20 protein-coding genes are annotated in these 24,528 nt (G+C 65.5%); 7 read left to right on the top strand and 13 right to left on the bottom strand.

The genetic code is table 11. The features are described 5' to 3' along the window. Nucleotides 1–12 precede the first annotated feature (12 nt). Nucleotides 13–465 carry a hypothetical protein gene (locus FHW83_RS12615; protein ID WP_155464559.1) on the top strand — a complete coding sequence of 151 codons (453 nt, stop codon included), beginning with the start codon at nt 13–15 and terminating at the stop codon, nt 463–465. On the opposite strand, the gene FHW83_RS12610 is transcribed toward FHW83_RS12615, so the two are convergent. Then, nucleotides 462–1,010: an SRPBCC family protein gene (locus FHW83_RS12610; RefSeq protein WP_229224157.1), complete on the bottom strand. Its 549-nt coding sequence runs from the start codon at nt 1,008–1,010 to the stop codon at nt 462–464. The two genes, FHW83_RS12615 and FHW83_RS12610, sit on opposite strands and share 4 nt — an antisense overlap. A gap of 147 nt (nt 1,011–1,157) precedes the next feature. Here FHW83_RS12610 and FHW83_RS12605 point away from each other — a divergent pair, with 147 nt between their 5' ends. Continuing rightward, entirely contained in the window at nt 1,158–3,203 is a 2,046-nt protein-coding gene (locus tag FHW83_RS12605; protein ID WP_176646708.1) for an NADPH-dependent 2,4-dienoyl-CoA reductase, read from the top strand. 3 nt (nt 3,204–3,206) lie between these two features. Here FHW83_RS12605 and FHW83_RS12600 read toward each other — a convergent pair whose 3' ends face one another. From FHW83_RS12600 to FHW83_RS12580, 5 genes are all read right to left on the bottom strand, one after another. After that, nucleotides 3,207–3,950 carry an ABC transporter substrate-binding protein gene (locus FHW83_RS12600; protein ID WP_176646707.1) on the bottom strand — a complete coding sequence of 248 codons (744 nt, stop codon included), beginning with the start codon at nt 3,948–3,950 and terminating at the stop codon, nt 3,207–3,209. Nucleotides 3,951–3,976: 26 nt separating this feature from the next. After that, nucleotides 3,977–5,596, bottom strand: a complete 1,620-nt coding sequence (locus tag FHW83_RS12595; RefSeq protein WP_176646706.1) for a hypothetical protein — start codon at nt 5,594–5,596, stop codon at nt 3,977–3,979. Continuing rightward, entirely contained in the window at nt 5,593–7,317 is a 1,725-nt protein-coding gene (gene ybaL, locus FHW83_RS12590) for a YbaL family putative K(+) efflux transporter (protein WP_176646705.1), read from the bottom strand. Before ybaL ends, FHW83_RS12595 begins: the two co-directional genes overlap by 4 nt. Nucleotides 7,318–7,387: 70 nt before the next feature. After that, nucleotides 7,388–7,837 carry a carboxymuconolactone decarboxylase family protein gene (locus FHW83_RS12585; RefSeq protein WP_176646704.1) on the bottom strand — a complete coding sequence of 150 codons (450 nt, stop codon included), beginning with the start codon at nt 7,835–7,837 and terminating at the stop codon, nt 7,388–7,390. A gap of 83 nt (nt 7,838–7,920) precedes the next feature. Further along, complete coding sequence (locus FHW83_RS12580) at nt 7,921–9,324, bottom strand: PLP-dependent aminotransferase family protein (RefSeq protein WP_176646703.1); 1,404 nt, start codon at nt 9,322–9,324, stop codon at nt 7,921–7,923. Between the two features lie 79 nt (nt 9,325–9,403). Here FHW83_RS12580 and FHW83_RS12575 point away from each other — a divergent pair, with 79 nt between their 5' ends. Both FHW83_RS12575 and FHW83_RS12570 read left to right on the top strand, forming a co-directional pair. Next, nucleotides 9,404–9,823, top strand: coding sequence for a GNAT family N-acetyltransferase (locus FHW83_RS12575; protein WP_176646702.1), 420 nt, complete (start codon nt 9,404–9,406; stop codon nt 9,821–9,823). Continuing rightward, on the top strand, nt 9,820–10,341 hold the full coding sequence (locus tag FHW83_RS12570) for an FMN-dependent NADH-azoreductase (protein WP_176646701.1): 522 nt from the start codon (nt 9,820–9,822) through the stop codon (nt 10,339–10,341). The genes FHW83_RS12575 and FHW83_RS12570 overlap by 4 nt, the downstream gene beginning before the upstream one ends. On the opposite strand, the gene FHW83_RS12565 is transcribed toward FHW83_RS12570, so the two are convergent. Further along, a complete protein-coding gene (locus FHW83_RS12565; RefSeq protein ID WP_176646700.1) occupies nt 10,338–11,459 on the bottom strand; it encodes a beta-ketoacyl-ACP synthase III in 1,122 nt (373 codons plus the stop codon). The two genes, FHW83_RS12570 and FHW83_RS12565, sit on opposite strands and share 4 nt — an antisense overlap. Nucleotides 11,460–11,646: 187 nt before the next feature. Next, the gene (locus FHW83_RS12560; protein WP_176646699.1) at nt 11,647–13,092 is read right to left on the bottom strand and encodes a S41 family peptidase; all 1,446 of its coding nucleotides are present in this window, start codon (nt 13,090–13,092) and stop codon (nt 11,647–11,649) included. Nucleotides 13,093–13,434: 342 nt separating this feature from the next. Here FHW83_RS12560 and FHW83_RS12555 point away from each other — a divergent pair, with 342 nt between their 5' ends. Beyond that, nucleotides 13,435–14,013, top strand: coding sequence for a hypothetical protein (locus tag FHW83_RS12555; RefSeq protein ID WP_176646698.1), 579 nt, complete (start codon nt 13,435–13,437; stop codon nt 14,011–14,013). Here the strand turns inward: FHW83_RS12555 and FHW83_RS12550 are convergent. The 5 genes from FHW83_RS12550 to FHW83_RS12530 form a co-directional block, all read right to left on the bottom strand. Next, nucleotides 14,010–15,356, bottom strand: coding sequence for a TolC family protein (locus FHW83_RS12550; protein WP_176646697.1), 1,347 nt, complete (start codon nt 15,354–15,356; stop codon nt 14,010–14,012). The genes FHW83_RS12555 and FHW83_RS12550 overlap by 4 nt on opposite strands. After that, a complete protein-coding gene (locus FHW83_RS12545; RefSeq protein ID WP_176646696.1) occupies nt 15,346–16,689 on the bottom strand; it encodes an HlyD family type I secretion periplasmic adaptor subunit in 1,344 nt (447 codons plus the stop codon). Before FHW83_RS12545 ends, FHW83_RS12550 begins: the two co-directional genes overlap by 11 nt. Beyond that, nucleotides 16,686–18,839, bottom strand: coding sequence for a type I secretion system permease/ATPase (locus FHW83_RS12540; protein WP_176646695.1), 2,154 nt, complete (start codon nt 18,837–18,839; stop codon nt 16,686–16,688). Before FHW83_RS12540 ends, FHW83_RS12545 begins: the two co-directional genes overlap by 4 nt. After that, nucleotides 18,832–19,032, bottom strand: coding sequence for a hypothetical protein (locus FHW83_RS12535; RefSeq protein ID WP_176646694.1), 201 nt, complete (start codon nt 19,030–19,032; stop codon nt 18,832–18,834). The genes FHW83_RS12540 and FHW83_RS12535 overlap by 8 nt, the downstream gene beginning before the upstream one ends. Before the next feature lie 61 nt (nt 19,033–19,093). After that, complete coding sequence (locus tag FHW83_RS12530; RefSeq protein ID WP_176646693.1) at nt 19,094–19,846, bottom strand: hypothetical protein; 753 nt, start codon at nt 19,844–19,846, stop codon at nt 19,094–19,096. Nucleotides 19,847–20,203: 357 nt separating this feature from the next. Here FHW83_RS12530 and FHW83_RS12525 point away from each other — a divergent pair, with 357 nt between their 5' ends. Both FHW83_RS12525 and FHW83_RS12520 read left to right on the top strand, forming a co-directional pair. After that, nucleotides 20,204–22,444, top strand: a complete 2,241-nt coding sequence (locus tag FHW83_RS12525) for a TonB-dependent siderophore receptor (protein ID WP_176646692.1) — start codon at nt 20,204–20,206, stop codon at nt 22,442–22,444. A gap of 48 nt (nt 22,445–22,492) precedes the next feature. After that, entirely contained in the window at nt 22,493–24,484 is a 1,992-nt protein-coding gene (locus FHW83_RS12520; protein WP_176647022.1) for a M13 family metallopeptidase, read from the top strand. Nucleotides 24,485–24,528 lie beyond the last annotated feature (44 nt).

Here is a 24,528-nt window from a genome sequence, read left to right as displayed (position 1 = left end):
TGTGAGAACATCATGCACGACTATCAACGCCCGCCCACCCTGTACCGCTACGGCGTGCGCGAAGACCTGGAACTGGCGCTGAGCCAGGGCCAGTTCATCCTGCGTCCGGCATCCAACTGCCTGACGCTGAGCTTTTCCCAGGCCTGGGATCCCAAGCTGTTCGAGCTGTTCTCGGCCGACGCCTGCCTGATCATCCACAACACCGAGGAATTCGGCGAGCGCGTGCACCGCGCGGTGCAGCGCACCTTGCCAAGCTGGGCCGGCATCGACGGCGCGGTGGAATACGGCACCCGCGCGGCGCTGGGCGCCGCCTTCACCAAGACCGTGGCCGAGGCGCAGGAACAGGAGTGGCAGTTCGCGTGGCGCGCCATGCAGGCGCAACTGAGCTTGAATCCGGTGCTGATCAAGATCGGCAACCTGGAAAACTTCGCCGAGCTGCGCTCGAAGGACGCGTATCTCGCTTAAGGCTGCGGGATAGCTTCGACCTTCGGCGCGTCCTTGCGGTCGAGGCGCGCCAGCACGGCGCTCATCATGCGCTCGATGTCGCCGCGGATCATCTTGGAGCCGAGCAGGCCGGGCACGTAAAAGTTCGGCGCCATGCGGCCCTTGTAGACGATCTTGGTGCCGCCGGTTTCCGGCACCGGGATCAATTCCCAGTGCGCCTCATAATGCTTCATGTCGCCCGAGATCAGCGAGATGTCGATCGAGGACATCGGCTGCTCGGTGGCGCGCACGATCAGGTGGATGGTGCGGGTCATGAACAGGAAGCGGGCCACGCCGAATTGTTCGATGATGACTTCATTGCCATTGCGGGACAGGACCTTGCACGACTCCATGTCGGGCACGAATTCCGCCATGCGCTCGTAACCGGTGAGGATGCGCCATACCTTCGGCAGTGGCGCCGCCACCGTGCCGGTGGCGTCCACTTCATACATATGTTGTCCCTCGTGATCCACGCGGTTGACCGACACCTCCAGCTTGGGCAATTCAAGCTTAGGTGCTTGCGCCATCCCGATTTGCGCCGTCACACCTAACAACAAAAACAGAAGGAATCGCATCATTTGACCAGCGTACGGTAAAGGGTGGCAGAATACAAGCGCGGCACGCACGGACTTTAGAAGCCCATATCTAGAGAATTGGGATTTAATGCGGGCATTATGAAAACGACAAACTACCCACACCTGCTGGCCCCACTCGACCTGGGACACACCACGCTGCGCAATCGCGTCATCATGGGGTCGATGCACACCGGCCTTGAAGACCGCTTCTACAACTACGGCAAACTGGCCGCATTCTATCGCGAACGCGCGCGCGGAGGCGTGGGTTTGATCGTCACCGGCGGCATTTCCCCTAACAGGTCCGGGTGGCTGCTACCCTTTGGAGGTACGCTCAACTTCAAAGGCGACGTGATCAACCACCGGCGCGTGACGAAAGCGGTGCACGAGGAGGGCGGCAAGATCCTGATGCAAATTTTGCATGCTGGCCGTTATGGCTATCAGCCGCTGGTGGTGTCGGCGTCGGACAAGAAATCGCCGATCTCGCCGTTCAAGCCGCGCGCGCTGACGGAGGCCGGCATCGAGCAGACCATCCGCGATTACGCGCGCTGCGCCAGGCTGGCGCGCGAGGCCGGCTACGATGGCGTGGAGGTGATGGGCAGCGAAGGTTATTTGTTAAATCAGTTCCTGTGCGCGCGCACCAACCTGCGCACCGACCGGTGGGGCGGCAGCATCGAGAACCGCATGCGCCTGTCGGTGGAGATTGTTAAACGCATCCGCGCGGAAGTGGGCAACGACTTCATCATCATGTATCGCCACTCGCTGCTCGATCTGGTCGAAGGCGGCAACACCTGGGATGACGTGGTGGCGGTGGCCAAGGCCTTGCAGCAGGCAGGCGTGTCGATCCTGAACACCGGCTACGGCTGGCACGAGGCGCGCGTGCCGACCATCGTCACCTCGGTGCCACGTGGAGCCTTCGCTTCGCTGGCGGGCCGCCTGCGGCTGGAGGTGACGGTGCCGGTGGTGGCGTCCAACCGCATCAACATGCCGGCCGAGGCGGAAGGCATCCTGCAGCGCGGCGAGGCGGACATGATTTCGATGGCGCGGCCCTTCCTGGCCGATCCGCATTTCGTGGTGAAGGCGGCCGAGGGCCGCGTCGACGAGATCAACACCTGCATCGGCTGCAACCAGGCCTGCCTCGATCATACATTCTCGAACAAGCGCGCCAGCTGCCTGGTGAATCCGCGCGCCTGCCATGAGACGGAGCTGGTGTACGCGCCGGCCGCGCGCAAGCGCCGTGTCGCTGTCGTAGGCGCGGGACCGGCCGGCCTGTCGGCCGCCACGGTGGCGGCGGAGTGCGGGCACGACGTGACCTTGTACGACGCGTCGGACAGCGTCGGCGGCCAGTTCAAGATCGCCATGCAGGTGCCGGGCAAGGAGGAATTCGCGGAGACCATCCGCTACTTCGGCCGCAAGATCGAACTGACCGGCGTGAAGCTGCGATTGAATGCGCGCGTCACGCGCGAGCAGCTGCTGGCGGAAGGCTATGACGATGTGATCGTCGCCACCGGCATCAAGGTGCGCATGCCGCCGATCCCGGGCGTCGATCATCCGAAGGTGCTGTCGTACGTGGACGTGCTGCGCGATAAAAAGCCGGTCGGCAAGCGCGTGGCGATCATCGGCGCCGGCGGCATCGGCTTCGACATGGGCGAATTCCTGCTGCACGACACCAGGCATCCGCTGCCGCTGGCGCTGGATGTCTGGGCGAAGGAATGGGGTGTCAGCTTCAAGGGCGAGACGGCGGGCGGCCTGGTGCCGGCCTCGCAGCCGGAACCGGTGCGCCAGCTGTACCTCCTGCAGCGCAAGGCGTCGCGGCTGGGCGCGGGGCTGGGCAAGACCTCCGGCTGGGTGCATCGCGCCGTGTTGGCGCGCAATGGCGTGGTGATGATCGCCGGCGTGCAGTACGACCGCATCGACGATCAGGGCTTGCACATCACCGTCGGCGGCGAGCAGCGCTTGCTGTCGGTCGATAACGTGGTGATCTGCGCGGGGCAGGACAGCCTGGCCGAGTTGATGCCTGGCGAAGAGGAAGCGAAGGCGCATCCGTCCTGGCCGCGCTTCCACAAAATCGGCGGCGCCGCGCTGGCGGCGGAGCTGGATGCCAAGCGCGCCATCAAGGAAGGCGCGGAACTGGCGGCGCGGCTGTAGGCGTCAGCAGCCGGTGACGTTGGCCACGCTGTCGACGGCTTTCTGCATGCTGCCGTTCCTGACCAGGTGCGTGATGGCGTTGTTCAGCACCGGCAGCAGCTTGTTCATGCTGGCGTTTTTCGGCACGGCGATCAGCAGCGGCTCGAAGCCGACCGACTTGTCGGCCACCACCCAATGATCGTTGGGGAAGCGGCAATTCAGGCTGGCGCCCAGTTGCGCGGGATTGCGGAAGCTGTCGAGCAGCACCGCGTCCACGTGGTGGGCGCTCAGCATCTTCATGCGGCTCTCCGTCGAGGTGGCGTTCTGCTCGATCTTGAACAGCTTGTCGCGCCGCGCCTCGAACTCCGGTCCGAACTTGCCGCCGCCGCCAATCGAGATCACCTTGCCGCGCAAATCCTCCCAGCGATGGAACACCAGCGGCGCCTGTTCGGAGGACACCAGCCATTGATTGGCGTCATACACCGGCTTGGTGAACCGGAACACGCGCTGCCGCTCCGGCGTGCTGGCGGCGCCGTACAGCAAACCCTCGCCCTGTTCCGCCATCACCAGCGCACGCCGCCACGGATAGGCGCGTATCACCAGGTTCAACCCCGTCTCCTCCGCGAGCAGGTTGACCACGGCCGAGATGATGGCCGGCGTGGGCAACTGATTGCCGCGCGCATCGATGGATTCGGCGATCAGTATCGGGATTTCCTCACTCTTGTCGGTTGCGTGTGCGGGAGCCGCCGGCAGCAATACGGCAAACATCAAAGAGGCAATAACACGTTTCATCATCAGGGTACGTGAGCTAGATTTTTCAATGCGGCGTCGACATCGACGTTGTAGAGTTCCGTCGGCACTTCGATTGCATCGCAAGCGATGCTCACTGTGGCGCCGCCTTGCAGATCCAGGTTGGCCTGGCGCCTGCTCGCGCAAGCGGCCTTCGCAGCCTGGGAGGCAAGCTGGCTGGCGCTGAAAGGATGTCCTTCGACGCCTGTCACAATCATATCCAGGCGCAGTGCCTTGCAAGTCGGGCCGTCCGCAACCTTGAAGCCATTCTCCACGTTGTAAAAACTGACGCCGCCATTGCAGTCCGCGCGCATGAGCTGGTGCATCATCAGGCTGGCCACCGAGGCGCTCAAGGCAGGACTCCAGGTGCTGGCCGGGCGTATCAATGCGCAGGGTGATTTCGCATAGTCCGCGAAGATGTCCGCCACCGGTTCGTCACCACCGAGGCGCGATAGCCACCGCGTGCCGCAGGTCTCGCCCGCACGGCACTCCAGTTGCCCGAAATTGGCGCTTTTCTTTTCAGCGGCATCCCGATAGTAGTCGCGCAGCGCGAGCGCGGCCGGCTGTGCTCCGCCCCGGCCGGCCAGGCCGATGACGTGGAAGGCGAGGCCGCAGGCATAAGGTGTGCGGCCCCATTTCCGGTTGATGGTGCGCTTCCAGCTCTTGCCATTGGTCGCGATGATGCAATCGCTGAATGCGGATTCGAGATCGCTCCGCAGCGCCGCCTTGTCCCGCCAGCCCATGGCGGCGCTGACGCTCCAACGCAGGAACTCGGCGCCACCTTCCTTGAACATGGTGATGTCATCGTCCCACGCATCCTTCCACTCCAGCGGTTGCGTCAGATGGCTGGTTTCATGCGCGATCAGCGAGCGGATGTTGGACTTCATCTCCTCATTGGGCGACGAGGGAAAGCTCAAGCGGATAGTGGTGCGATTGGCGGCATCGCCGCGCCAGTTGTAGGCATTGGGTGAAACGGTGGCGACGACGTAAGGAGACGGCAGGCTCAAACCCGGCAAGGCTTTTTGCAGATAGTCGCTGGCGCCGCGCAAGGCGTCATCGAGCAGACGCTGGTCCTGCTTCGTGAATCCCGGCCCCATGTGAACAGGCGCCTTGGACTGCGTGGCCAGCAGCATCACTGGCGAGTCATCGATCAGCGCCTGCGTGGCCGGCACGGAGGCCTGTGCGCCCATGACCACGCCGTTGACGATCACCGTGCCGGGCGCGATGAACTTCCAGTCCACCGGGCCGCATGACGGCGTCACCGCGTAGACACTGGTGTGCGCGAAGAAGCCGCCGCCGATCGGATATGCCCAGGGATAGATGCGGTCCACATCGCGTGTGGTGGCCGGGATGCGAAGCCGCAAGCTGGCGCAACTGGCAGCCTCGCGCTGAACGTGTTGGCCGTCCACCCTGGTGCAATCGTCCACTGGTTGCCAATCGGCGCGGATGCCGGCGGCCACCTGCGGACGTATACCGTCATTCACAAAGTCCAGAGATTGACACGATGGCGGCACGTCGTAGCGCAACTCAAGCGAATTGTCGTCGATGACGCTGAGTGTCGCGGTGACGTTTTGCGCCGCCGCCGTGCCGGCGGCGAGTGTTAACAGCGGTAACCAGTTCTTCAATGGTGCTTGTCCTGTTTGGCTTGGAAGTGATCGAGTACATACGCCGTCATGCCCTTGGCCAGTTCCTGCTCGCCCATGAAGATTTCGCCGGCGCGTTCATTGCGCAGCAGTTCCGCCTCTTCATCGTTGTGGGTGCGTACCACGGTTTTAATGTTCGGATTGAGCGCGCGCGCCGTTTCGATCATGCCGCGCACGTGGAAGGTGTCCGGCGTGGCGATCACCAGCATTGATGCATGGGCGATGTGGGCCTGGATCAGCACCGCCGGCTCGCCGGCGTTGCCGGCCACCGCGTTGACGCCGTCCTTGCGCAGTTGATCGACCACTTCGCGATTCTGCTCGGCCACCACGAACGGGATGCCGCGCTCCTTGAGCGAGGCGGCGATGCGCCGTCCCACGCGGCCGTACCCGACCAGCACCACCTGGCCGCGCAGATGCTCGTGCGGCACCGACATCGGCAGCTCGGCCAGTGGATCGGCCGCGCGGTCGAACTTCGCCGCCAGGGTGGGGTTGTTACCGAGCCAGCGCTCCAGCGGCCTGGTCACGCGGAACACCACCGGATTCAACGCGATGGAGATGATGGCGCCGGCCAGGATCAGGCTTTGTCCTTCCACCGGCATCAGCTTGAGCGACAGGCCTAGCGCGGCGAGGATGAAGGAGAACTCGCCGATCTGCGCCAGGCTGGCGGAGACCATCAGCGCGGTCTTGGCCGGGTAGCGCAGCACCAGCACCAGCAGGAAGGCCGCCACCGATTTTCCGACCACGATGATCGCGACCACCGCCAGCAGCTGGAGCGGCTGCTCGACCAGGATGGAGGGTTCGAACAGCATGCCGACCGAAACGAAGAACAGCACCGCGAACGCATCGCGCAGCGGCAGCGATTCCTCGGCGGCGCGGTGGGCCAGCGCCGACTCGCGCAGCACCATGCCGGCGAAGAAGGCGCCCAGCGCGAACGACACGCCGAAGTAGTGCGTGGAGGCGTAAGCGATGCCGACCGCCGCCGCGATCACGCACAGCGTGAACAGCTCGCGCGAGCCGGTGCGCGCCACCTGCCACAGAATCCAGGGGAACAGCTTGCGGCCGACCACCAGCATCAGCACGATGAAGGCGGTCACCTGGCCCAGCGTGATGGCCAGCGTGGTCCACAGGCCGCCACCGCCACCACCATGGCCGCCGTGCGCGTCGAGCGCTTCGCCGCCGAGCGAGCCGGCCAGCGCCGGCAGCAGCACCAGCACCAGCACCGTGACCAGATCCTCCACCACCAGCCAGCCGACCGCGATGCGGCCGTTGAAGGTATCGAGGATGCCGCGCTCCTCCAGCGCGCGCAGCAGCACCACCGTGCTGGCCACGGACAGCGCCAGGCCGAACACCAGGCCGCCGCCTATGCTCCAGCCCCAGTAATGGGCGAGGCCCATGCCTAGCGCGGTGGCGACGGCGATCTGCAGCACCGCGCCGGGCAGCGCCACCTTGCGCACCGCCCACAGGTCGTCGAGCGAGAAGTGCAGGCCGACGCCGAACATCATCAGCATCACGCCGATTTCGGCCAGCTGGCTAGCCAGGGCGGTATCCGCCACGAAGCCCGGCGTGGCCGGGCCGATGATAATGCCCGCAGCGAGATAACCCACCAGTGCCGGCAGCTTCAGGCGCGTTGCCAGATAGCCGAACAGGAGACCGGCTCCGAGCGCGGCGGCGATGGTGGTAATCAGGCTGATGTTATGGGGCATGCGTGAGGGCCTCCTTGGCAAAAAAACTACGGGAAACCCTCACCTTAGCACACTCACATTGCAAGCCGCCTTAAAGTGCCAACGCGGCCGGCTGCATGCGCATGCTGACGCCGAAGCGGTTGAAGGCGTTCATCAGCGCGACGGCGACGGTGACGTCGGCCAGCTCCTGTTCGCTCAGCACCGCCAAGGCCTTCTGGTAGTCGGCGTCCGGCACCTTGGTTTGCTCGACGCGGGTGACCACCTCCGCCCACGCCAGCGCGGCCTGTTCTTTTTCGCTGAACAGCGCGGCGGCTTCGTCCCATACCGGCAGCAGTGCCACCTTGTCGATCTTGACGCCTTGCTTCAGCAGGCCGCGGGTGTGCATGTCGATGCAGTAGGCGCAGCCGTTGATTTGCGAGACGCGCAGGTTGATCAGCTCCACCAGCTCGGCCGGCAGGGCCGAGTGCACGTATTCCTTCACGGCGCCAAAGCCCTTGTACGCTTCCGGCGCAAATTTGAAGATTTCCAGACGCTTGCTCATGATGACTTCCTTGGTTGATTGACGATGGAGTCATTGTGCGCGTCCATGGCCTAGCCGGAAAGGGCCAAGAATAGTGTTCTGGACTAGGCCATGAGCTTGAGGATGCGCTTGCCCAGTTCGCGCGCGCGTTCGGGCGTGTCGACATTGGTGAAGGCCAGCAGCAGCGCCGATGCGCCATGCGGCAGCACGCCGCGCTCGGACAGGGCGAGCGCCGACATGCCATGCTCGCGCATGCGCGCTGCCACCGCGCGGTCGGTATGGTGGCCCTTCATGCGCAATATCAGGTGCATGCCGCCCGGTTGCGGATCGATCCGCACATGCTTGCCCAGCACCGCCGACAGGCCCTCGGCCGCGATCTCGCGCCGTTCGGCGTACAGGCGGCGCATGCGCTGGATGTGGCGGGCGAAGTGACCCTCGTTCATGAAGTCGGCCACGATGTGCTGCATCAGCGTCGGCCCGCTGGCGGCGAAGGTGCGGCTGATTTCCTCGAAGCGCGGCACCTGCGCCGGCGACACCACGATGTATGCCAGCCGTATCGCCGGAAACAGCACCTTGCTGAAGGTGCCGGAGTACAGCACGCGGCCTTCGCGGTCCAGGCTTTGCAGCGCGGGCAGGGGGCGGCTGACGTAGCGGTATTCGCCGTCGTAGTCGTCCTCCACGATCCAGGCGCCGCTTTGCGCGGCCCAGTCCAGCAACGCCAGGCGGCGCGGCAGCGAGAGCGAGACGCACAGCGGGCTTTGATGGCCGGGCGTGACGATGGCCGCGCGGGCCTGCGGCGCGCTGGCGATGCCGTGCGAGACCATCACACCTTCGCCATCCACCGCCACCGGCGCCACCCGCATGCCCGCCTCGCGCAGCAAGTCGCTGGTGGGCGGATAGCCGGGGTCCTCGACCCACACGCCGTCGCCCGGTTTCAGCAGGGCGCGCGTGACCAGCTCCATGCTGTTGCGGTAGCCGTTGGTGATGAACACCTGCGACGGCGTGCAGTCGATGCCGCGCGACAGCTGCAGGTAGGCGGCGATCGCGATGCGCAGTTCGGGCAGGCCGGCCCATGGCGGATAGATCATGTCCTGCGGCCGCATGGCGCGCACCGCGCGCGCGGCCAGCCGCGCCCACACCTTGCGCGGGAAGGCGTCCAGCGCCGGTATGCCCATCTGGAATGGCATTGTAGTGGAGGCGGCGTCGCCAAGATTGTCGTGCGCCGGGGCGTGGCGCGGCGTGGGCGCCACCGGCGCGTGCCGCGCCAGCGCCGGTGTGACCACGGTGCCGGCCTGGCCGCGCGCCTCCACGTAGCCTTCCGCCGTCAGCAGGCCGTAGGCCGATTCCACCGTGCCGCGCGCCAGGCCCAGCTCCAGCGCCAGGGCACGCGCGGCGGGGATGCGGTCGCCCGGCTGCAGCAAGCCTTGCGTGATGGCGTCGCGGAAGCGGAGGTAGATCTGGCGATAGAGCGGATCGGCGGCGCCGGTGTCCAGCTGGAGAAAATCCATGGCCTACTCCAAAAATCAGTTTATGGATCTGGGGATTATGCCATTGGCAGCCTACGATGGCGTTTTGAAAGGACCTGCCATGAAAATCGTCGAGACCGAACAGGAACTGCGCGCCTGCTACCCTGTGATGAAAGAGCTACGCCCGCACCTCCCATCGGAGGAGGCCTTCGTGGCGCAGATTATGCGACAGTATGAGCAGAACTACCGCATCCTCGCGGTGTGGGACGAGGGCGAGGTGGCGGCGCTGGCCGGCTATCGCTATCAGGAGAACACGGTGTACGGGCGCTTCCTGTACGTGGACGACCTGATCGCGGCCGAGAAGCACCGCGGCCGCCGCTGGGGGGCGCTGCTGCTGGCCAAGCTGACCGTGTTTGCGCAGGAGGCGCAATGCGCGCGGCTGGTGCTCGATACTGGATTGACCAACGTGCTGGCGCAGCGCTTCTATTTCCGTGAAGGCTTGCTGCCCGGCGCACTCCGTTTTGGAAAGACGCTTGCATGAAAAAGATATTGCACATCACCGCCAGCGCGCGCGGCGAGGAATCGGCCAGCTACCTGTTGTCGCAACAGGCCATAGCGCGGCTGCGTGAACAGCATCCGGAGGTGCGCGTGGTGGTGCGCGACCTGCACGCGGAGCCGCTGCCGCATGTGGACAACCTTTATGCCAACACATTGGGGCGCAAGCAGGGCGGCACGCCGCACGCGCAGGGCCGCTCATCGCTGGCTTGGTCGGATTTGCTGATCGAGGAATTGAAGGCGGCGGACGCCCTGGTGATCGCCACGCCGATGCACAACTTCACCGTGCCGTCGTCGTTGAAAGCGTGGCTGGACCACGTGGTGCGGATCGGCGTCACCTTCAACTCCACCTCGGCGGGCAAGATCGGCACGCTGCCGGATCGGCCGGTGTACATCGCCATCAGCCGTGGCGGCGCGCGCGACCGCCAGCCGGACTTCCTCGAACCCTACCTGCGCGCCATCCTGCCGACGATAGGGTTAAAGGATCTGCGCTTCATCGATTAGATGCGTTTCACCACCACGCAGCCGATCGAGTAGCCGGCGCCGAAGGAGCAGATCACGCCCAGTTCGCCGGACGGCATGTCGTCGGAGTGCTTATGGAAGGCGATGATGGAGCCGGCCGACGAGGTGTTGGCGTACTCGTCCAGGATCACCGGCGCCTCGCCCGGCTCGGCGTCGCGGCCCAGCACCAGGCGGCTGATCAGCAGGTTCATGTTCAGGTTGGCCTGGTGCAGCCAGAAACGCTTCACCTGCGACACCTCCAGGCCGGCGTGGGCCACGGTGTCCTTGATCATCTCGGCGGCCATCGGGCACACGTCCTTGAACACCTTGCGGCCCTGCTGGCGGAACAGCTTGTCGGGCTGGCCGATGCCGGACTCGTCAAAGCGGTTGAGGAAGCCGAAGTTGTTGCGGATATTGTTGGAGAAGCTGGTTTTCAGCTTGGTGTCCAGGATCGCCCAGCGGTGCGCGCCCTTGGCGGTGTCGGCCGCTTCGACGATGATGGCGGTGCAGGCGTCGCCGAAGATGAAGTGGCTGTCGCGGTCGCGCCAGTTCAGGTGGCCCGAGGTGATTTCCGGATTCAGCACCAGCACCGCGCGCGCCTGGCCGCTTTGCACCGCCGCCACCGCCTGCTGGATGCCGAAGGTGGCCGACGAGCAGGCCACGTTCATGTCGAAGCCATAGCCGTTGATGCCGAGCGCGCTCTGCACCTCGACCGCCATGGCCGGATAGCCGCGCTGCATGTTCGAGCAGGCCACCAGCACCATGTCGATATCGGCGGCGGTCTTGCCGGCGCGGTCCATGGCCTGCTGGGCGGCGGCCACGCAGATCTCGGCCTGCAGCGACAGTTCCTCGTCCGCGCGCTCGGGGATGCGCGACACCATGCGTTGCGGGTCGAGGATGCCGGCCTTTTCCATCACATAGCGCGACTTGATGCCGGACGCTTTCTCGATGAAGGCCACGCTGGACGGTTCCAGCGCCGTCACCGTGCCTGCCGCGATGGCGGCGGCGTTGTCGGCGTTGAACTGTTCAACATAGGCATTGAAGCATTCGACCAGTTCCTCGTTGGAGATCGACTGCGCGGGCGTGTAGAGGCCGGTACCGCTGATGACGGCTTGTTTCATGGTTAAACTTTCAAATTAAGCAATGGCCGATGCCAATAATGAGGCAAATTCTACACAAAATGCCTGCACGTTACTGGAAAATAAAACTCCGGGGTCAGGTCCGCCATTTCTACACGAGCCCAACAGTAGGCATGCCTACTGTTGGGCTCGTGTAGAAATGGCGGACCTGACCCCGGAGTTGCCTTGCTTATTTTTTGGCCAGATCCTTCTTCAGGTCGGCCTCGACCGAGACCACCGTGGTGGCCGGCTTGGCGGTCTGCACCGGCAGGCCTTTCAGGTGGTTGAGCGCCTGCTGCAACTGGAAGTCGTCGCCGCTGCCGTATTCCAGCGGTTTGCGTTTCTTTTCCAGCGCGACGATGCGCAGCTGTTCCTCCAGCTCGTCGCGCCTGGATTTCTCGCCTTCCTGCTCGCGGTCGTTGCTCAGGTGTTTGGCCAGGTCGGCCTCGCGCGTGCGCAGCGCGTTCAGGCCGTCGCCGTCGGCGTATTCGTCCACCGGCACGTCCGGCGTGATGCCCTTGGCCTGGATCGAGCGGCCGTTCGGCGTGTAGTAGCGCGCCGTGGTCAGCTTGACCGCGGTGTCGGCCGTCAGCTGGCGGATGGTTTGCACCGAGCCCTTGCCGAAGGTTTGCGTGCCGAGGATCTCGGCCCGCTTGTAGTCCTGCAGCGCGCCGGCCACGATTTCCGACGCCGAGGCCGATCCGGTGTTCACCAGCACCACCATCGGCACCCGCTTGACGGCCGCCGGCAGCTTGGCCAGCGCGTCGCTGTCGTTGCGCAGCGCGTAGTATTCGGGACGGCCGTAGAAGATTTGTTTCTGGTCGGGCAACTGGCCGTTGGTGGAGACGATCGGCGAATCCTTCGGCAGGAAGGCCGCCGCCACCCCGATCGCGCCCTGCAGCACGCCGCCCGGGTCGTTGCGCAGGTCCAGCACCAACCCTTTGATGTTGGGGTCTTGCTTGTACAGTTCGACAATCTTGGCGGCCATGTCGTCCACCGTCGGTTCCTGGAACTGCGAGATGCGCACCCAGGCGTAGCCCGGCTCGATCAGCTTGCCCTTCACGCTCTTCTGGTGAATCTCCTCGCGCGTGATGTTGAACACCAGCGGCTCGGCCTCGCCCTTGCGCAGCACGGTCAGGCTGACCTTGCTGTTCGGCTCGCCGCGCATCTTCTTGATCGAGTCGTCCAGCGACATGCCTTTGACCGGGGTGTTGTCGAGGCGGCTGATCAGGTCGCCCGGCTTGATGCCCGCGCGCCACGCCGGCGAGTCCTCGATCGGCGCCACGATCTTGATGTAGCCATCCTCGCTCTGGCCGATCTCGATGCCCAGGCCGACGAACTTGCCCTGCGAACCTTCGCGCAGCTCGGCGTAGGCTTTCTTGTCCAGGTAGGCCGAGTGCGGATCGAGCGAGGCCACCATGCCCGAGATGGCCTCGGTCAGCAGCTTCTTGTCTTCGACAGGTTCCACATAATCGGATTTGATGAGGCCGAACACGTCGGCCAACTGCCGCAGTTCCTCCAGCGGCAGCGGCGGATCCACCGGCTTTTGCGCCATGGCGGAAAATTGCAGGGAGATGGCGACACCGGCCACCACACCCAGTCCAACCAGACCGGAATTCTTTAATTTCTTGCCCATGTTTCACCTGTCTAACTAGCCGCCGCGAACGTGCGGCCTGCATGAATCGAGTATAAACCTGATTTCCGGCAAACGTAGTAGCCGTCACGAAATGATTTATACCTTTACGAGGTTTTACAACGCTTTGCGTTGACATTTAAAGTACACCAACGCCCGCTTGGTGAAACGCCAAGTTTGCTGATTTGTACCCAGTGTATCCCTAACGTTCACGACAGTAAGTATTTGTAAGAACCCCTGAAACCCGCAAATTCGCGGCCTACACTGAGCTCGTATTTCTCTCTACCCTGAAGTGGTTTTTGCCAGCGCCCCAAGCGCTGGCTTTTTTTTGCCTACGGAGCACCCATGCGATTGTTGTCATTTTCCCTGCGCCGCGTCAGTGCGGCGCTGGCCCTGTCGGCGCTGCTGTCGCCGTCCTTTGCCCTGCCGGTGACGGAGATGCGCGCCGAGGATTATTTGCCGATGGCGTCCGAGCTGAAAAAATCGCTGAACCTGAACGCCAATCAGCAAACCCTGTGGTCGCAGACGGAATCGAAGACCCGCAAGCTGCTGAGCGATCGCAAGGCCCGCCGCGAGCGCCTGCAGGCGGCCGCGCTGGCCGGCGCGCAGGGCGCCAACGTCGAGCTGCGCGATCTGGGCAAGGCGCTGGACGAGGAAAGCAATATCAGCGCCGCCGAGGAAAAGCAGTTGCGCGAATGGTGGCTGACCGTCAATGACGCCCTGAACGAGGAGCAGCGTCAGGCCGTGGTGCAGTTGGTGAGCGAACAACTGCAGCGCGTGCCGGATAACGGCGCCAGCCCGCGTCCGGAACGCCGCGAGCCGAGCGGCGAGCATCGCGGCGGCAAGGGCGGCGGACACGGCGGCATGGGCATGGGCGTGGGCGCCGGCGGCGTCAACGTCAATCTGCCCGGCGGCGGCGGTTAAGGCGCGGCCGGCAGCCGGCCCAGGATGCCGGCGTTGGCCATCAATCCCAGCCGCGCGCTGCGCCACTCCATCTGGCAGCGGATGCGTTCCTGGCGCGCGTCCAGCCAACTCGATTGGGCGGTCAGCAACTCCAGCAGGTCGGCGGCGCCGCGGTCGAATTTGCGCTGGGTGCTGGCCAGCCCGTCCCGCGCGCTCTCCAGCAGTTGTTGCGACGCCGCCAGGTTGTCCAGCGCCGCGCTGGCGTCGGCGTAGACCTTGATCACTTCCTGCAGGATCTGGTGTTCCGTGTCCGCCAGTTCCGCCTCCTTCTGCTCGATCTGCGCCTGCGCGCCGCGCACCTTGTAGGACTGGCTGTGGCCGTCGAACAGGGGAATGTTGAGCGTAACGCTGAGCAGCGTTTCGCGCGAGGTGATCGGCGGCAGGCCCTGGTTGGGCCGGCCGTTCTGGTAGATGTTGGCGCCCACGTCCACCGTCGGCAGGCCCTGCGCGCGCAGCGCGGCCGCCTTTTGCCTGGCCGCCTCCACCCCGGCGCGCGCGGCCCGGATGGCCGGGTGGCGCTGCGCCACCTCCAACCACTCTTGCAATTGGCGGCGCAGCGGGGCGGCATCGTCCACGCTGTCGTCGCTGATCTCCACCGCGGTGTCCGGCGCCAGCCCCAGCGCGTACACCAGCAGCGTCAACGATTTTCGGTAGCCGCTGGCGGCGCGGTTGCTCTCCAGGCGCGCCTTGGCCAGCGCGGTTTGCGCCTGCAGCACGTCCGCCGCGCCGGCGGCGCCATGCTGGGCGCGCCGCTGCTCGGACGCCAGGGTCTGTTCCGCCAGCTGCTGGCTTTCCAGCCGCGCCTGCCGGGTGGCGAGCTGGGTCTGCGCATCGAAATAGGCGTTGACCACGCCGGCCAGGGTTTTCTGCAGCACCGCCTCGTGGTTGGCGTAGGCCGCGTCCAGCAGCGCCTGCGCCAGCTGGTTGTTGGCGTCGCGCTCGCCGAAATCGAACAGACGCCAGTTGAGGCCGATGGTCGGCGCCAGCCCCGCCAGGCTGGTGGTGCCGTGCCCCAGGCCCGGATATTCGGTGCGGTCGTTCAGGTGGGTGACGGCGGCGTTGACGGTCGGCAGATAGGCCGCGCGCGCCTCGCCCAGCGCGGCCGCCTGCACGCGGATGCCGGCCCACGCCGCGCCGATGCGCGGGTTGTTGCACAGCGCCAGGTCCACCGCCATCGCCAGGCTCAGGTGTTGCAGGTCGGCGGTCGGCGCGCCGCAGGGAGCGCTGTCCTGCGCCGCCGCCGGGCCGGCGGCCAGCCAGGCCAGCCACAGCGCCGGCAGCCAGCGGCGCCGGCTAGCGTTCACGGAAGGTCTCATGCTGATGTTGTAGCAAAGGTGACAACAGGTATTCGATGATGCGCCGTTCGCCGGTCTTGATTTCGACGTTGGCCGACATGCCGGCCGACAGCGGCAGCAGGCGGCCGTCGACCGGTATCGCCGCGCGGTCGATGCTGACCTTGACGGCGTACAGCGGCCCCTTTTTCTCGTCCTCGATGGCGTCGCGCGAGATATGGCTGACGTGGGCCGGAATGGTGCCGTACTTGGTGTAGTCGAAGGTGTCGATCTTGACCGCCGCCGTCTGCCCCTCGCGCACGAAGCCGACGTCGCGGTTCTCGATGCGCGCCTCCATTTCCACCTGCGGGCTGGCCGGCACGATCAGCATCAGCGGCTGCGCCGCCGGCACCACGCCGCCCACCGTGTGCACCGCCAGTTGCTGCACCGTGCCATCCACCGGCGCGGTCAAGGTCAGCAGGCGGGCGTGGGCGGCGCTGCGGCGGGCGTCCTGGTCGTTGTCGGCGGCGACGCGCAAGCCGTCGGCCAGCGCGTCCTGCGCCTCCTTGCGGGTGTCGCCGCGCAGCACCGCGCGCTGGGTCAGGGCGTCCGCCAGCTGCGCCTGCAGTTCGATGGCGGCCTGCTGCTTCTCGATCCACGCGTGCTCGCCGACGTCGTGCTGCGCCAGCAGGGCCTTGTAGTCGTCGGCGCGCTGCTGCGCCAGCGGCAGTTCGGCGCGGTAGCGGGCGATCTGCGCGTCGATGCGGTCCAGTTTGGCGCGGTAGGCCGCGTACTGGTCATCCAGATGCTGTTGCGCGACGCGGCGCTGTGCTTCGTCGATGCCGTCCAGCGGCGGCAGGCGCGGCGCGCCGCCATGTTCCAGCGCGGCGATCAGTGCCCGCGCGCGGGCCACCTGCAGCTGCGCCATGCGCATGTCGCCGGCGGCCTTGTCGTGATCGGCCTCGGGCGCGGTGGCGTCCAGCTCCACCAGCACCTGGCCGGCTTTCACCGCCTGTCCCTCGTTGACCAGCAGCGCGCGCACCACCGCCACGTCGATCGACGACACCGCCTTGGTGTAGGCGTGCGGTATTAGCTTGCCCTTGGCGTTGACGACGATGTCGATGTGGCCGAAGATCGACCACAGCAGCAGGGTCAGCACCAGCAGCACCAGCGTGGCGGCCGTCAGGCGCGCCGTGCGCGACAGCGGGCGGTGCTGGATGGCCAGCGCGGCCGGCAGGAACTCGGCCTCCTCCGCGCGCAGCGGCGCCGCCTCCAGCGCGTCGCGCCGCTGCCAGAAGTAGCGGAAGGTGTCGCGGTATTTCTGCCACAGCGCGCCGTGCGCGGCCAGGCGATGGCGCCAGCTCATGCCGCCTCCGGCTGGCTGATGCGCGGCGCCGCCGCCACGCTGCCCTGGCCGGCCTGCAGCCGGCACAGCCGGGTGTACAGGCCGTCCGGATGGCGCAGCAGTTCCTCGTGGCTGCCGATCTCGGCGATCTGGCCGCGCTCCATCACCACGATGCGGTCGGCGTCGCGCACCGCCGACAGGCGGTGGGCGATGATCAGCACCGTGCGGCCGGCGCAGATCTGCCGCATATTGTGCTGGATGATGTGCTCGGACTCGTAGTCGAGCGCGCTGGTGGCCTCGTCGAAGATCAGGATGCGCGGGTCGTTCAGCAGCGCGCGGGCGATGGCGATGCGCTGGCGCTGGCCGCCCGACAGGCCGGCGCCATGCTCGCCGACCAGGGTGTCGTAGCCCTCCGGCAGCTCGCAGATGAATTCGTGCGCGCCGGCCAGCCGCGCGGCCGCCATGATGGCCTCGATCGGCAGCGCCGGGTTGGTGAGGCCGATGTTGTCGCGGATCGAGCGCGAGAACAGCATGTTCTCCTGCAGCACCACGCCGATCTGGTGGCGCAGCGAGGTGGTGTCGACGATGGCCAGGTCCTGGCCGTCGATCAGCACGCGGCCGCGGTCGGGCACGTACAGCCGCTGCACCAGCTTGGTCAGCGTGCTCTTGCCCGAGCCGGAGCGGCCGACGATGCCGATCACCTCGCCGCTGCGGATGTGCAGGTTGAGCGCGCGCACCACGTCGCTGGCGTCCGGGCGGTAGCGGAACGACACCTGGTCGAATTCGATCTGGCCCTCGATGCGCGCCATGCGCGTCTTCTGGCCGGCGACCTCGGTGCGGGCGTTGAGGATGTCGCCCAGCCGCCCCATGGCGATGCCGACCTGCTGGAAGTCGTTCCACAGCTGCGCCAGGCGCAGGATGGGCGAGGAGATCTGCCCGGCCAGCATGTTGAAGGCGATCAGCTCGCCCACGGTCAGGCGGCTGTCGATGACCAGGCCGGCGCCGGCCCACATGATGCCCACCGTGACCAGCTTGCTGATCAGGGTGACGCCGCCGTTGGCCACAGTGGCCATGTTGGTCGCGCTCAGGCCGGCGCTGACATAGGCGGCCAACTGGCGCTCCCATTTCTGCTGCCAGCGCGGCTCAACCGCCATCGATTTCACCGTGCCGATGCCGCTGATCGATTCGACCAGGAAGGACTGGTTCTCCGAGCTGCGGTTGAACTTGCGGTTCAGGCGCGCCCGCAGCACCGGCGTGAACACCAGCGACAAGACCGCGTACAGCGGCAGCGACAGCGCCACGATCAGCGTCAGCCGCGGGCTGTACCAGAACATCACGCCGAAGTAGACGAACGAGAACAGCACGTCCATCACCAGCGTCATGGCGTTGCCGGTCAGGAAGGCGCGGATGTTTTCCAGCTCGCGGATGCGCGCCACCGAGTCGCCGATCTTGCGCGCCTCGAAGTAGGCGATGGGCAGGCTGAGCAGGTGCTGGAACAGCTTGGCGCCGAGCTCGACGTCGATCTTGCTGCTGGTATGCGAGAACACATAGGTGCGGATGGCGGTCAGCACCACCTCGAACACGGTGGCGAACACCAGCCCGATGGCGATCACGTTCAGCGTCTTGAGCGCCTGGTTGACCAGCACCTTGTCCATCACCACCTGGAAGAACATCGGCGTGGCCAGCCCGATCAGCTGCAGCACCAGCGACACGATCAGCACCTCGCCCAGCATGCGCCGGTATTTGATGATGGCCGGGATGAACCAGGTGAAGTCGAAGCGCGCGCTGTCGCCTTCGTAGTTGGCCTTGCTGGTGAACAGGATCAGCTGGCCGCTCCACAGCGCCAGGAATTCCTGCAGCGACAGCACCGACGGCGCCTCCAGCGGCCGCTGGATCAGGATGCGCTCGGCCCCCGGCTGCGCCGCGTCGAACTTGGCGATCACGAAGTACTGGCCGTGCTGGTCGCTGGCCATGGCGGGCAGCGGCGTGTACAGCAAGCGCCTGGGGTCCGGGCGGGTCTGTCGCGCCTTCATGCCCAGCCGTTTGGCCGCCAGCACGATGGTCAGGCTGTCAAACTGGTCGTGGCCGAATTCATGCAGGAGCTGGGCGGCGTCGGCCGAAATGCCGTGCAGGCCGGCCATCAGCACCAGCGACAGCAGGCCGCTATTCATGATGGGTCGGGTCGGTGGCCTTGAGCGCCTTGCGCAGTTTTTGGTTCTCAAAAATCAGCGCCACGATGGTGACGATATAGAGAATATCGAAGCCGGCGCTTTTGAAGTACGACCAGAAAAACCAGGCCGCCAGCGCGCACAGCGCACCCGTGATCAGCAACAGCGCATTGTCTTTCAAACCGGACGATTTCATTCTTTTCTCCTGGGCATGGGATGGACTTGCAAACGGCGCGGCGCCGTTTGCAAACAGTCGTTCAAGCGGCCGCGTGCGCCAGCACCGGCGTGGTGGTCACCTGCTGCTGAGGATGTTCGACCGTGGCGCTGGCCGGCACCGCGAAGGTCGACATGGCCTGCACCAGCTGCGCCGAGCTGGCGGTCTGGGGCTGGGCCTGGTCGGCGGTGTTCGCGGTGGGCGCCTTCACCCGTTCCTCCTCGACCGGATACGGATCTTCGCCGCCGCCACCACCCCCTCCACCGCCGCCGCCATCGCCGCCGCCGCCATCGCCACCGCCGCCGGTATCGCCGCCGCCACCCAGGCCGCCGCTGCCGTCGCCGCCGCTGCCGCCATCGCCGTCGTAGGTGATGGTGCCGCTGCCGTAGCCGCCATCGCCGGCCGCCACCGCGCCGTCGACCGCCACGGTGTAGTCGCTCGAGTAGTCGGACGGCCACCAGGACGGCAGGTCGACCGGCAGATTGTTCAGGCCCAGGAGCAGGTCGGAGATGGACGCGCCGTCACTGATCACCCGGCCGATCGCCACGGCGGTGCTGCCGATCACCGCGCCCACGTAATACGAGGCCGACAAGGCGCCCGCCACCGCGAGCTCCTCCGAGACGGTGCCGGCGCCGATCAGATCCTGGATGGTGACGTTGGGGCCGAAGGTTTTAATGGCGTTGCTGATGGCGGCCGCGTTGCTGACGGCGCTACCGATGCTTGAAAATATCGTCGAGGGCGTGGGCAGCCCCAGCGCATCCATATTTTCTTTGAAATAATCAGCGAAACTTGGCATGAATACTCCTTCAAAAGTTGAGAAAAGCACGCGGGAACAGGGATAAACCCGGAGCTGATTCTTCTCTTTTGATGAGCCTGATTCAATTGTAATTTTGTAACGTATTATGAAATTATGTGTATAAATTGAAAATTGTTTCAGGTGAGGATTGGTGAGAATGCAACCTTGTTTCTTATGGTATTTCGCGCGCGCTTTCCCGTGGGACGCGCGGGGGCGGGGTGGGCGCGCACGGCAGGGAGCGAATGTTGGTTGTATGTATCGCTAAGTAAAAAAACGCGGCTTTGTGAGATCGGTCCGGAGGCCAAAGGTAGAATGTTTTGCGCGGAAATTCAGCCGCGGTTCCACCCGATGATGATCATGAACAAATTACCTTTCCTGGCTGGGCTTTCGCTGGCCTTGCTGGGCGCCAGCCATGCCAGCGCGCAAACCGAGGCCGCGCCGGCCGATGCGCCATCCCCCGCCGTCAAGGCCGCCGGCGACGGCAAGCAGATGCAGCAAGTCACCATCAGCGGCGGCCGCGCGGACGACATGACCGAGCGCCGCAATTCCGTGGCCGGCAAGCAGATTTACGGCCGCGAGGAGCTGGACCGCAACGGCGACAGCAACCTCGGCGACGTGCTCAAGCGCTTGCCCGGCGTCACCATCGGCGGGCGCCCGGGGCGCGGCGGCGACGTGCGCATGCGCGGCATGGGCAGCGGCTACACGCAGATCCTGCTGAACGGCGAACGTCCGCCGGCCGGCTTCTCGATGGAGTCGCTGTCGCCGGACCAGGTGGAGCGGATTGAAATCATGCGCGGCCCGATTGCCGAGCACAGCACGCGCGCCATCGCCGGCACCATCAACATCATCCTGCGCGACGGCTACCAGCAGCGCGACAACCAGCTCAAGCTGACCGACACCATCGAGCAGGGCCGCCACGCGCCGAATGTCTCGCTGACCGTGCCGGGCAAGACCGGCAGCCTGACGTGGCTGCTGACCGGCACCATCGCGGAAAACCGTCAGCACGACCAGACCGAGACCCACAACCTCGACACCCGCGGCGACGGCGTGGTCACCAAGGACGAGAACGTCCTCGACGAAACCGCGCGCGAAACGCGCAGCCTGCACCTGACGCCGCGCCTGTCCTACAAGTTCGACAACAGCGACACGCTGAACTTCCAGCCCTTCCTGATGGTCAACCGCAGCGATGGCGATACCCGCAGCGACCTGACGCAGAATCCGGGCCTGGTGCCGGCCGCGCTGCTGCAGCCGCCCGAGTACAACCTGGCGCTGGCCAACTCGCATGCGGAATCGACCTTCCTGCGCGGCTTCGGCAACTGGGTGCACAAGCTGGAGGGCGCGGCCAAGCTGGACGTGAAGTTCGGCTTCGGCACCGGCCACAGCGACAGCGACGCGCTGCGCTACCAGTACGACAACGCCGGCACGCTGCTGGACCGCTACACCGACACCGCCAGCGTGCGCGACCGCAGCGCCAACAGCGGCGGCAAGTACAGCACGCCGATCGGCAAGCAGCACTCCCTGGCGGCCGGCTGGGATATCGAGCTCGGCCACCGCGAGGAAACCAAGACCTCGGTCGACAAGGATGGCAACGCCCAGTTCGCCGATTCCGGCGACAACCTGACCGCCGACACGCGCCGCCTGGCCGTGTTCGTGCAGGACGAGTGGGATATCTCGTCGCAATGGTCTGGTTACGCCGGCATGCGCTGGGAGGGCATCCGCACCACCAGCAGCCGCGGCGGCGGCGGTGGCGACATCAGCAACACCAGCAGCGTGCTCAGTCCGCTGTTGCACGCGGTGTACCGCATTCCCGGCCACGAGAAGGACCAGATCCGCGCCAGCCTGACCAAGAGCTACAAGGCGGCCAACATCCAGGACCTGATCGCCCTGCCGTCGCTGTCGCGCCTGAACAGCGCGACCAAGCCGGACCGCGTGGGCAACCCCAACCTGAAGCCGGAGCTGGCCACCGGGCTGGACCTCGCCTACGAGCACTACCTCGGCCGCGCCGGCATCCTCAGCGCCAGCGGTTTCATCCGCGATATCGACGACCTGATCCGCCGCGACATCGCGCTGCAAGATACCAGCACCGGGCCGCGCTGGGTGTCGACGCCGCGCAATATCGGCCACGCGCGCACCAAGGGCATCGAGCTGGAAGCCAAGTTCCAGTTGCAGGAGCTGGTGGCCGGCGCGCCGGCCATCGATTTCCGCAGCAACTACAGCCGCTTCTGGTCCAGCGTCGACGATATTCCCGGCCCCAACAACCGCATCGACGCCCAGCCCAAGCAGACCGCCAATGTCGGCCTGGACTACCGCATGAAGGATGCGCCGCTCACGCTCGGCGGCAGCCTGAACTGGACGCCGGAGACGCTGATCCAGACCAGCCTGTCGCAGCTGGTCTACACCAGCCGCAAGCGTTCGTTTGACGCCTATGGCTTGTGGAAGTTTAATGCGCGTAACCAGCTGCGCATTTCCGCCAACAACCTGGCGGCGGAGGACGCCATCGGGGCCAACACCGTCACCACCAGCGGCCTCACACAATTGGCCACCACGACCAACCAGACTTACACGGTCTGGAGCGTCAAGTACGAAATGAAATTCTAAAAAGGATACGTTGTGAAACCACTGCTGACCGCACTGACCCTGAGCCTGATGACCGCCTTCGCCAGCGCCGCCGAGCCGGCCGCGCCGATCTCCGGCATCGAGATCCCCAACATGGACACCAGTGTGCGTCCGCAGGACGACTTCTTCACCTACCTCAACGGCAGCTGGCTCAAGACCACCGAGATCCCGGGCGACAAGTCCAGCTGGGGCACCTTCGCCAAGCTGCGCGACGACACGCTGCCGCAATTGCGCGGCCTGATCGAGAAGGCGGCGGCGGAGAAGGCCAAGACCGGCACCGAGTCGCAAAAGATCGCCGACCTGTACGCCAGCTTCATGGATGAAGACAAGTTGAACCAGCTGGGCATCCGTCCGCTCACCGGCGAGCTGAACCGCGTGCGCGCCATCAAGGACAAGAAGGGCTTGCCGATGCTGTTCGCCCACCTCGGACAGATCGGCGTGACGGTGCCGTACAGCGTGAGCGTGCGCCAGGATGCGCGCGAGTCGAGCAAGTACGCGGTGTACATCGGCCAGAGCGGCCTGGGCTTGCCGGACCGCGACTACTACCTGAAAAAAGACGACGCCAAGATGGCCAACGCGCTGGCCAAGTACGAGCTGCACGTCGGCAAAATCCTGACGCTGTCGGGCGACCGCAATGGCTATGCCAACGCGAAAAAGATCGTCGCGCTGGAAACCGCGCTGGCGGAGGCGCAGTGGACCAAGGTGGAGAACCGCGACCCGGTCAAGCGCTACAACAAGATGCCGATCAAGCAGCTGGCCGAACTGGCGCCCGGCTTCGACTGGGGCCACGCGCTGGCCGCGAGCGGCGTGGCCAACAAGGTCGACTATGTGATCGTCAACCAGCCTAGCTACCTGAGCGGCTTCAACGCGGTGCTGGAAAAGACCGACCTCGCCACCTGGAAATCGTATTTTGAATGGCAGCTGCTGCGCCAGGCCTCGCCTTACCTGTCGAAGGAATTCGCCGACGCCCATTTCGATTTCTACAGCACCGTGCTGACCGGCGTGGCGGTCAAGCCGCCGCGCTGGAAATCGGCGGTGGCGCTGGTCGAGGCGAGCCTGGGCGAGGCGCTGGGCAAGCTGTACGTGGCGGAATACTTCCCGCCCGAGCGCAAGGAGCGCATGGACGCGCTGGTGAAGAACCTGCTGGCCGCCTACAAGAACAGCATCGACGGTCTCGACTGGATGAGCCCGGCCACCAAGCTGGAGGCGCAGGCCAAGCTGGCCAAGTTCACGCCGAAGATCGGCTACCCGAGCAAGTGGCGCGATTACTCGACCCTGTCCATCGTCAGGAACGACTTGCTGGGCAATGTGCTGCGCTCGGAATACTTCGCCCACCAGCGCATGGTCGCCAAGCTGGGCAAGCCGATCGACCGCGAGGAATGGAGCATGACGCCGCAAACCGTCAACGCCTACTACAACTCGACCATGAACGAGATCGTATTCCCGGCCGCCATCCTGCAGCCGCCGTTCTTTGACGTGCGCGCCGACGACGCGGTCAACTACGGCGCCATCGGCTCGGTGATCGGCCATGAAATCGGCCACGGCTTCGACGATGGCGGCAGCCAGTCGGACGGCGACGGCAACCTGCGCGACTGGTGGACCAAGGAGGACCGTGCCAACTTCCGCGCCAAGGCCGACGCGCTGGTCAAGCAGTACAACGGCTACAGCCCGCTGCCGGGCTACCACGTCAATGGCGCGCTGACGCTGGGCGAGAACATCGGCGACAACAGCGGCACGGCGATCGCCTACAAGGCCTACAAGCTGTCGCTGGCCGGCAAGCCGGCGCCGGTGATCGACGGCTTCACCGGCGACCAGCGCTTCTTCATGGGCTGGGGCCAGCTATGGCGCGTGAAGATGCGCGAGGACCAGCAGATCCTGCAGGTGAAGACCGATCCGCACTCGCCGGGCCAGTTCCGCGTCAACGGACCGGTGGTCAACCAGCCGGGCTTCTACGAAGCGTTTGGCGTCAAGCCCGGCGACAAGCTGTATGTTGCGCCGGAACAGCGTGTGATCATCTGGTAAGCGTGACCTGAGGTGGCTTTTTTGCTATTGTTCCGGGGCTTGCC

This window comes from Duganella sp. SG902, from assembly GCF_013376005.1.
Taxonomy (GTDB): Bacteria; Pseudomonadota; Gammaproteobacteria; order Burkholderiales; family Burkholderiaceae_D; genus Rugamonas.
The sequence above is the reverse complement of the archived record's forward strand: the minus strand, read 5'-3'. Positions and strand labels throughout refer to the sequence as shown.

Bases quoted from the DNA above. Each gene is read 5' to 3' on its own strand.
- FHW83_RS12615 (WP_155464559.1), top strand. From the start codon at position 13: ATGCACGACTATCAACGCCCGCCCACCCTGTACCGCTACGGCGTGCGC.
- FHW83_RS12610 (WP_229224157.1), bottom strand. From the start codon at position 1,010: ATGGCGCAAGCACCTAAGCTTGAATTGCCCAAGCTGGAGGTGTCGGTC.
- FHW83_RS12605 (WP_176646708.1), top strand. From the start codon at position 1,158: ATGAAAACGACAAACTACCCACACCTGCTGGCCCCACTCGACCTGGGA.
- FHW83_RS12600 (WP_176646707.1), bottom strand. From the start codon at position 3,950: ATGTTTGCCGTATTGCTGCCGGCGGCTCCCGCACACGCAACCGACAAG.
- ybaL (WP_176646705.1), bottom strand. From the start codon at position 7,317: ATGCCCCATAACATCAGCCTGATTACCACCATCGCCGCCGCGCTCGGA.
- FHW83_RS12585 (WP_176646704.1), bottom strand. From the start codon at position 7,837: ATGAGCAAGCGTCTGGAAATCTTCAAATTTGCGCCGGAAGCGTACAAG.
- FHW83_RS12580 (WP_176646703.1), bottom strand. From the start codon at position 9,324: ATGGATTTTCTCCAGCTGGACACCGGCGCCGCCGATCCGCTCTATCGC.
- FHW83_RS12575 (WP_176646702.1), top strand. From the start codon at position 9,404: ATGAAAATCGTCGAGACCGAACAGGAACTGCGCGCCTGCTACCCTGTG.
- FHW83_RS12570 (WP_176646701.1), top strand. From the start codon at position 9,820: ATGAAAAAGATATTGCACATCACCGCCAGCGCGCGCGGCGAGGAATCG.
- FHW83_RS12565 (WP_176646700.1), bottom strand. From the start codon at position 11,459: ATGAAACAAGCCGTCATCAGCGGTACCGGCCTCTACACGCCCGCGCAG.
- FHW83_RS12560 (WP_176646699.1), bottom strand. From the start codon at position 13,092: ATGGGCAAGAAATTAAAGAATTCCGGTCTGGTTGGACTGGGTGTGGTG.
- FHW83_RS12555 (WP_176646698.1), top strand. From the start codon at position 13,435: ATGCGATTGTTGTCATTTTCCCTGCGCCGCGTCAGTGCGGCGCTGGCC.
- FHW83_RS12545 (WP_176646696.1), bottom strand. From the start codon at position 16,689: ATGAGCTGGCGCCATCGCCTGGCCGCGCACGGCGCGCTGTGGCAGAAA.
- FHW83_RS12540 (WP_176646695.1), bottom strand. From the start codon at position 18,839: ATGAATAGCGGCCTGCTGTCGCTGGTGCTGATGGCCGGCCTGCACGGC.
- FHW83_RS12535 (WP_176646694.1), bottom strand. From the start codon at position 19,032: ATGAAATCGTCCGGTTTGAAAGACAATGCGCTGTTGCTGATCACGGGT.
- FHW83_RS12530 (WP_176646693.1), bottom strand. From the start codon at position 19,846: ATGCCAAGTTTCGCTGATTATTTCAAAGAAAATATGGATGCGCTGGGG.
- FHW83_RS12525 (WP_176646692.1), top strand. From the start codon at position 20,204: ATGAACAAATTACCTTTCCTGGCTGGGCTTTCGCTGGCCTTGCTGGGC.
- FHW83_RS12520 (WP_176647022.1), top strand. From the start codon at position 22,493: ATGACCGCCTTCGCCAGCGCCGCCGAGCCGGCCGCGCCGATCTCCGGC.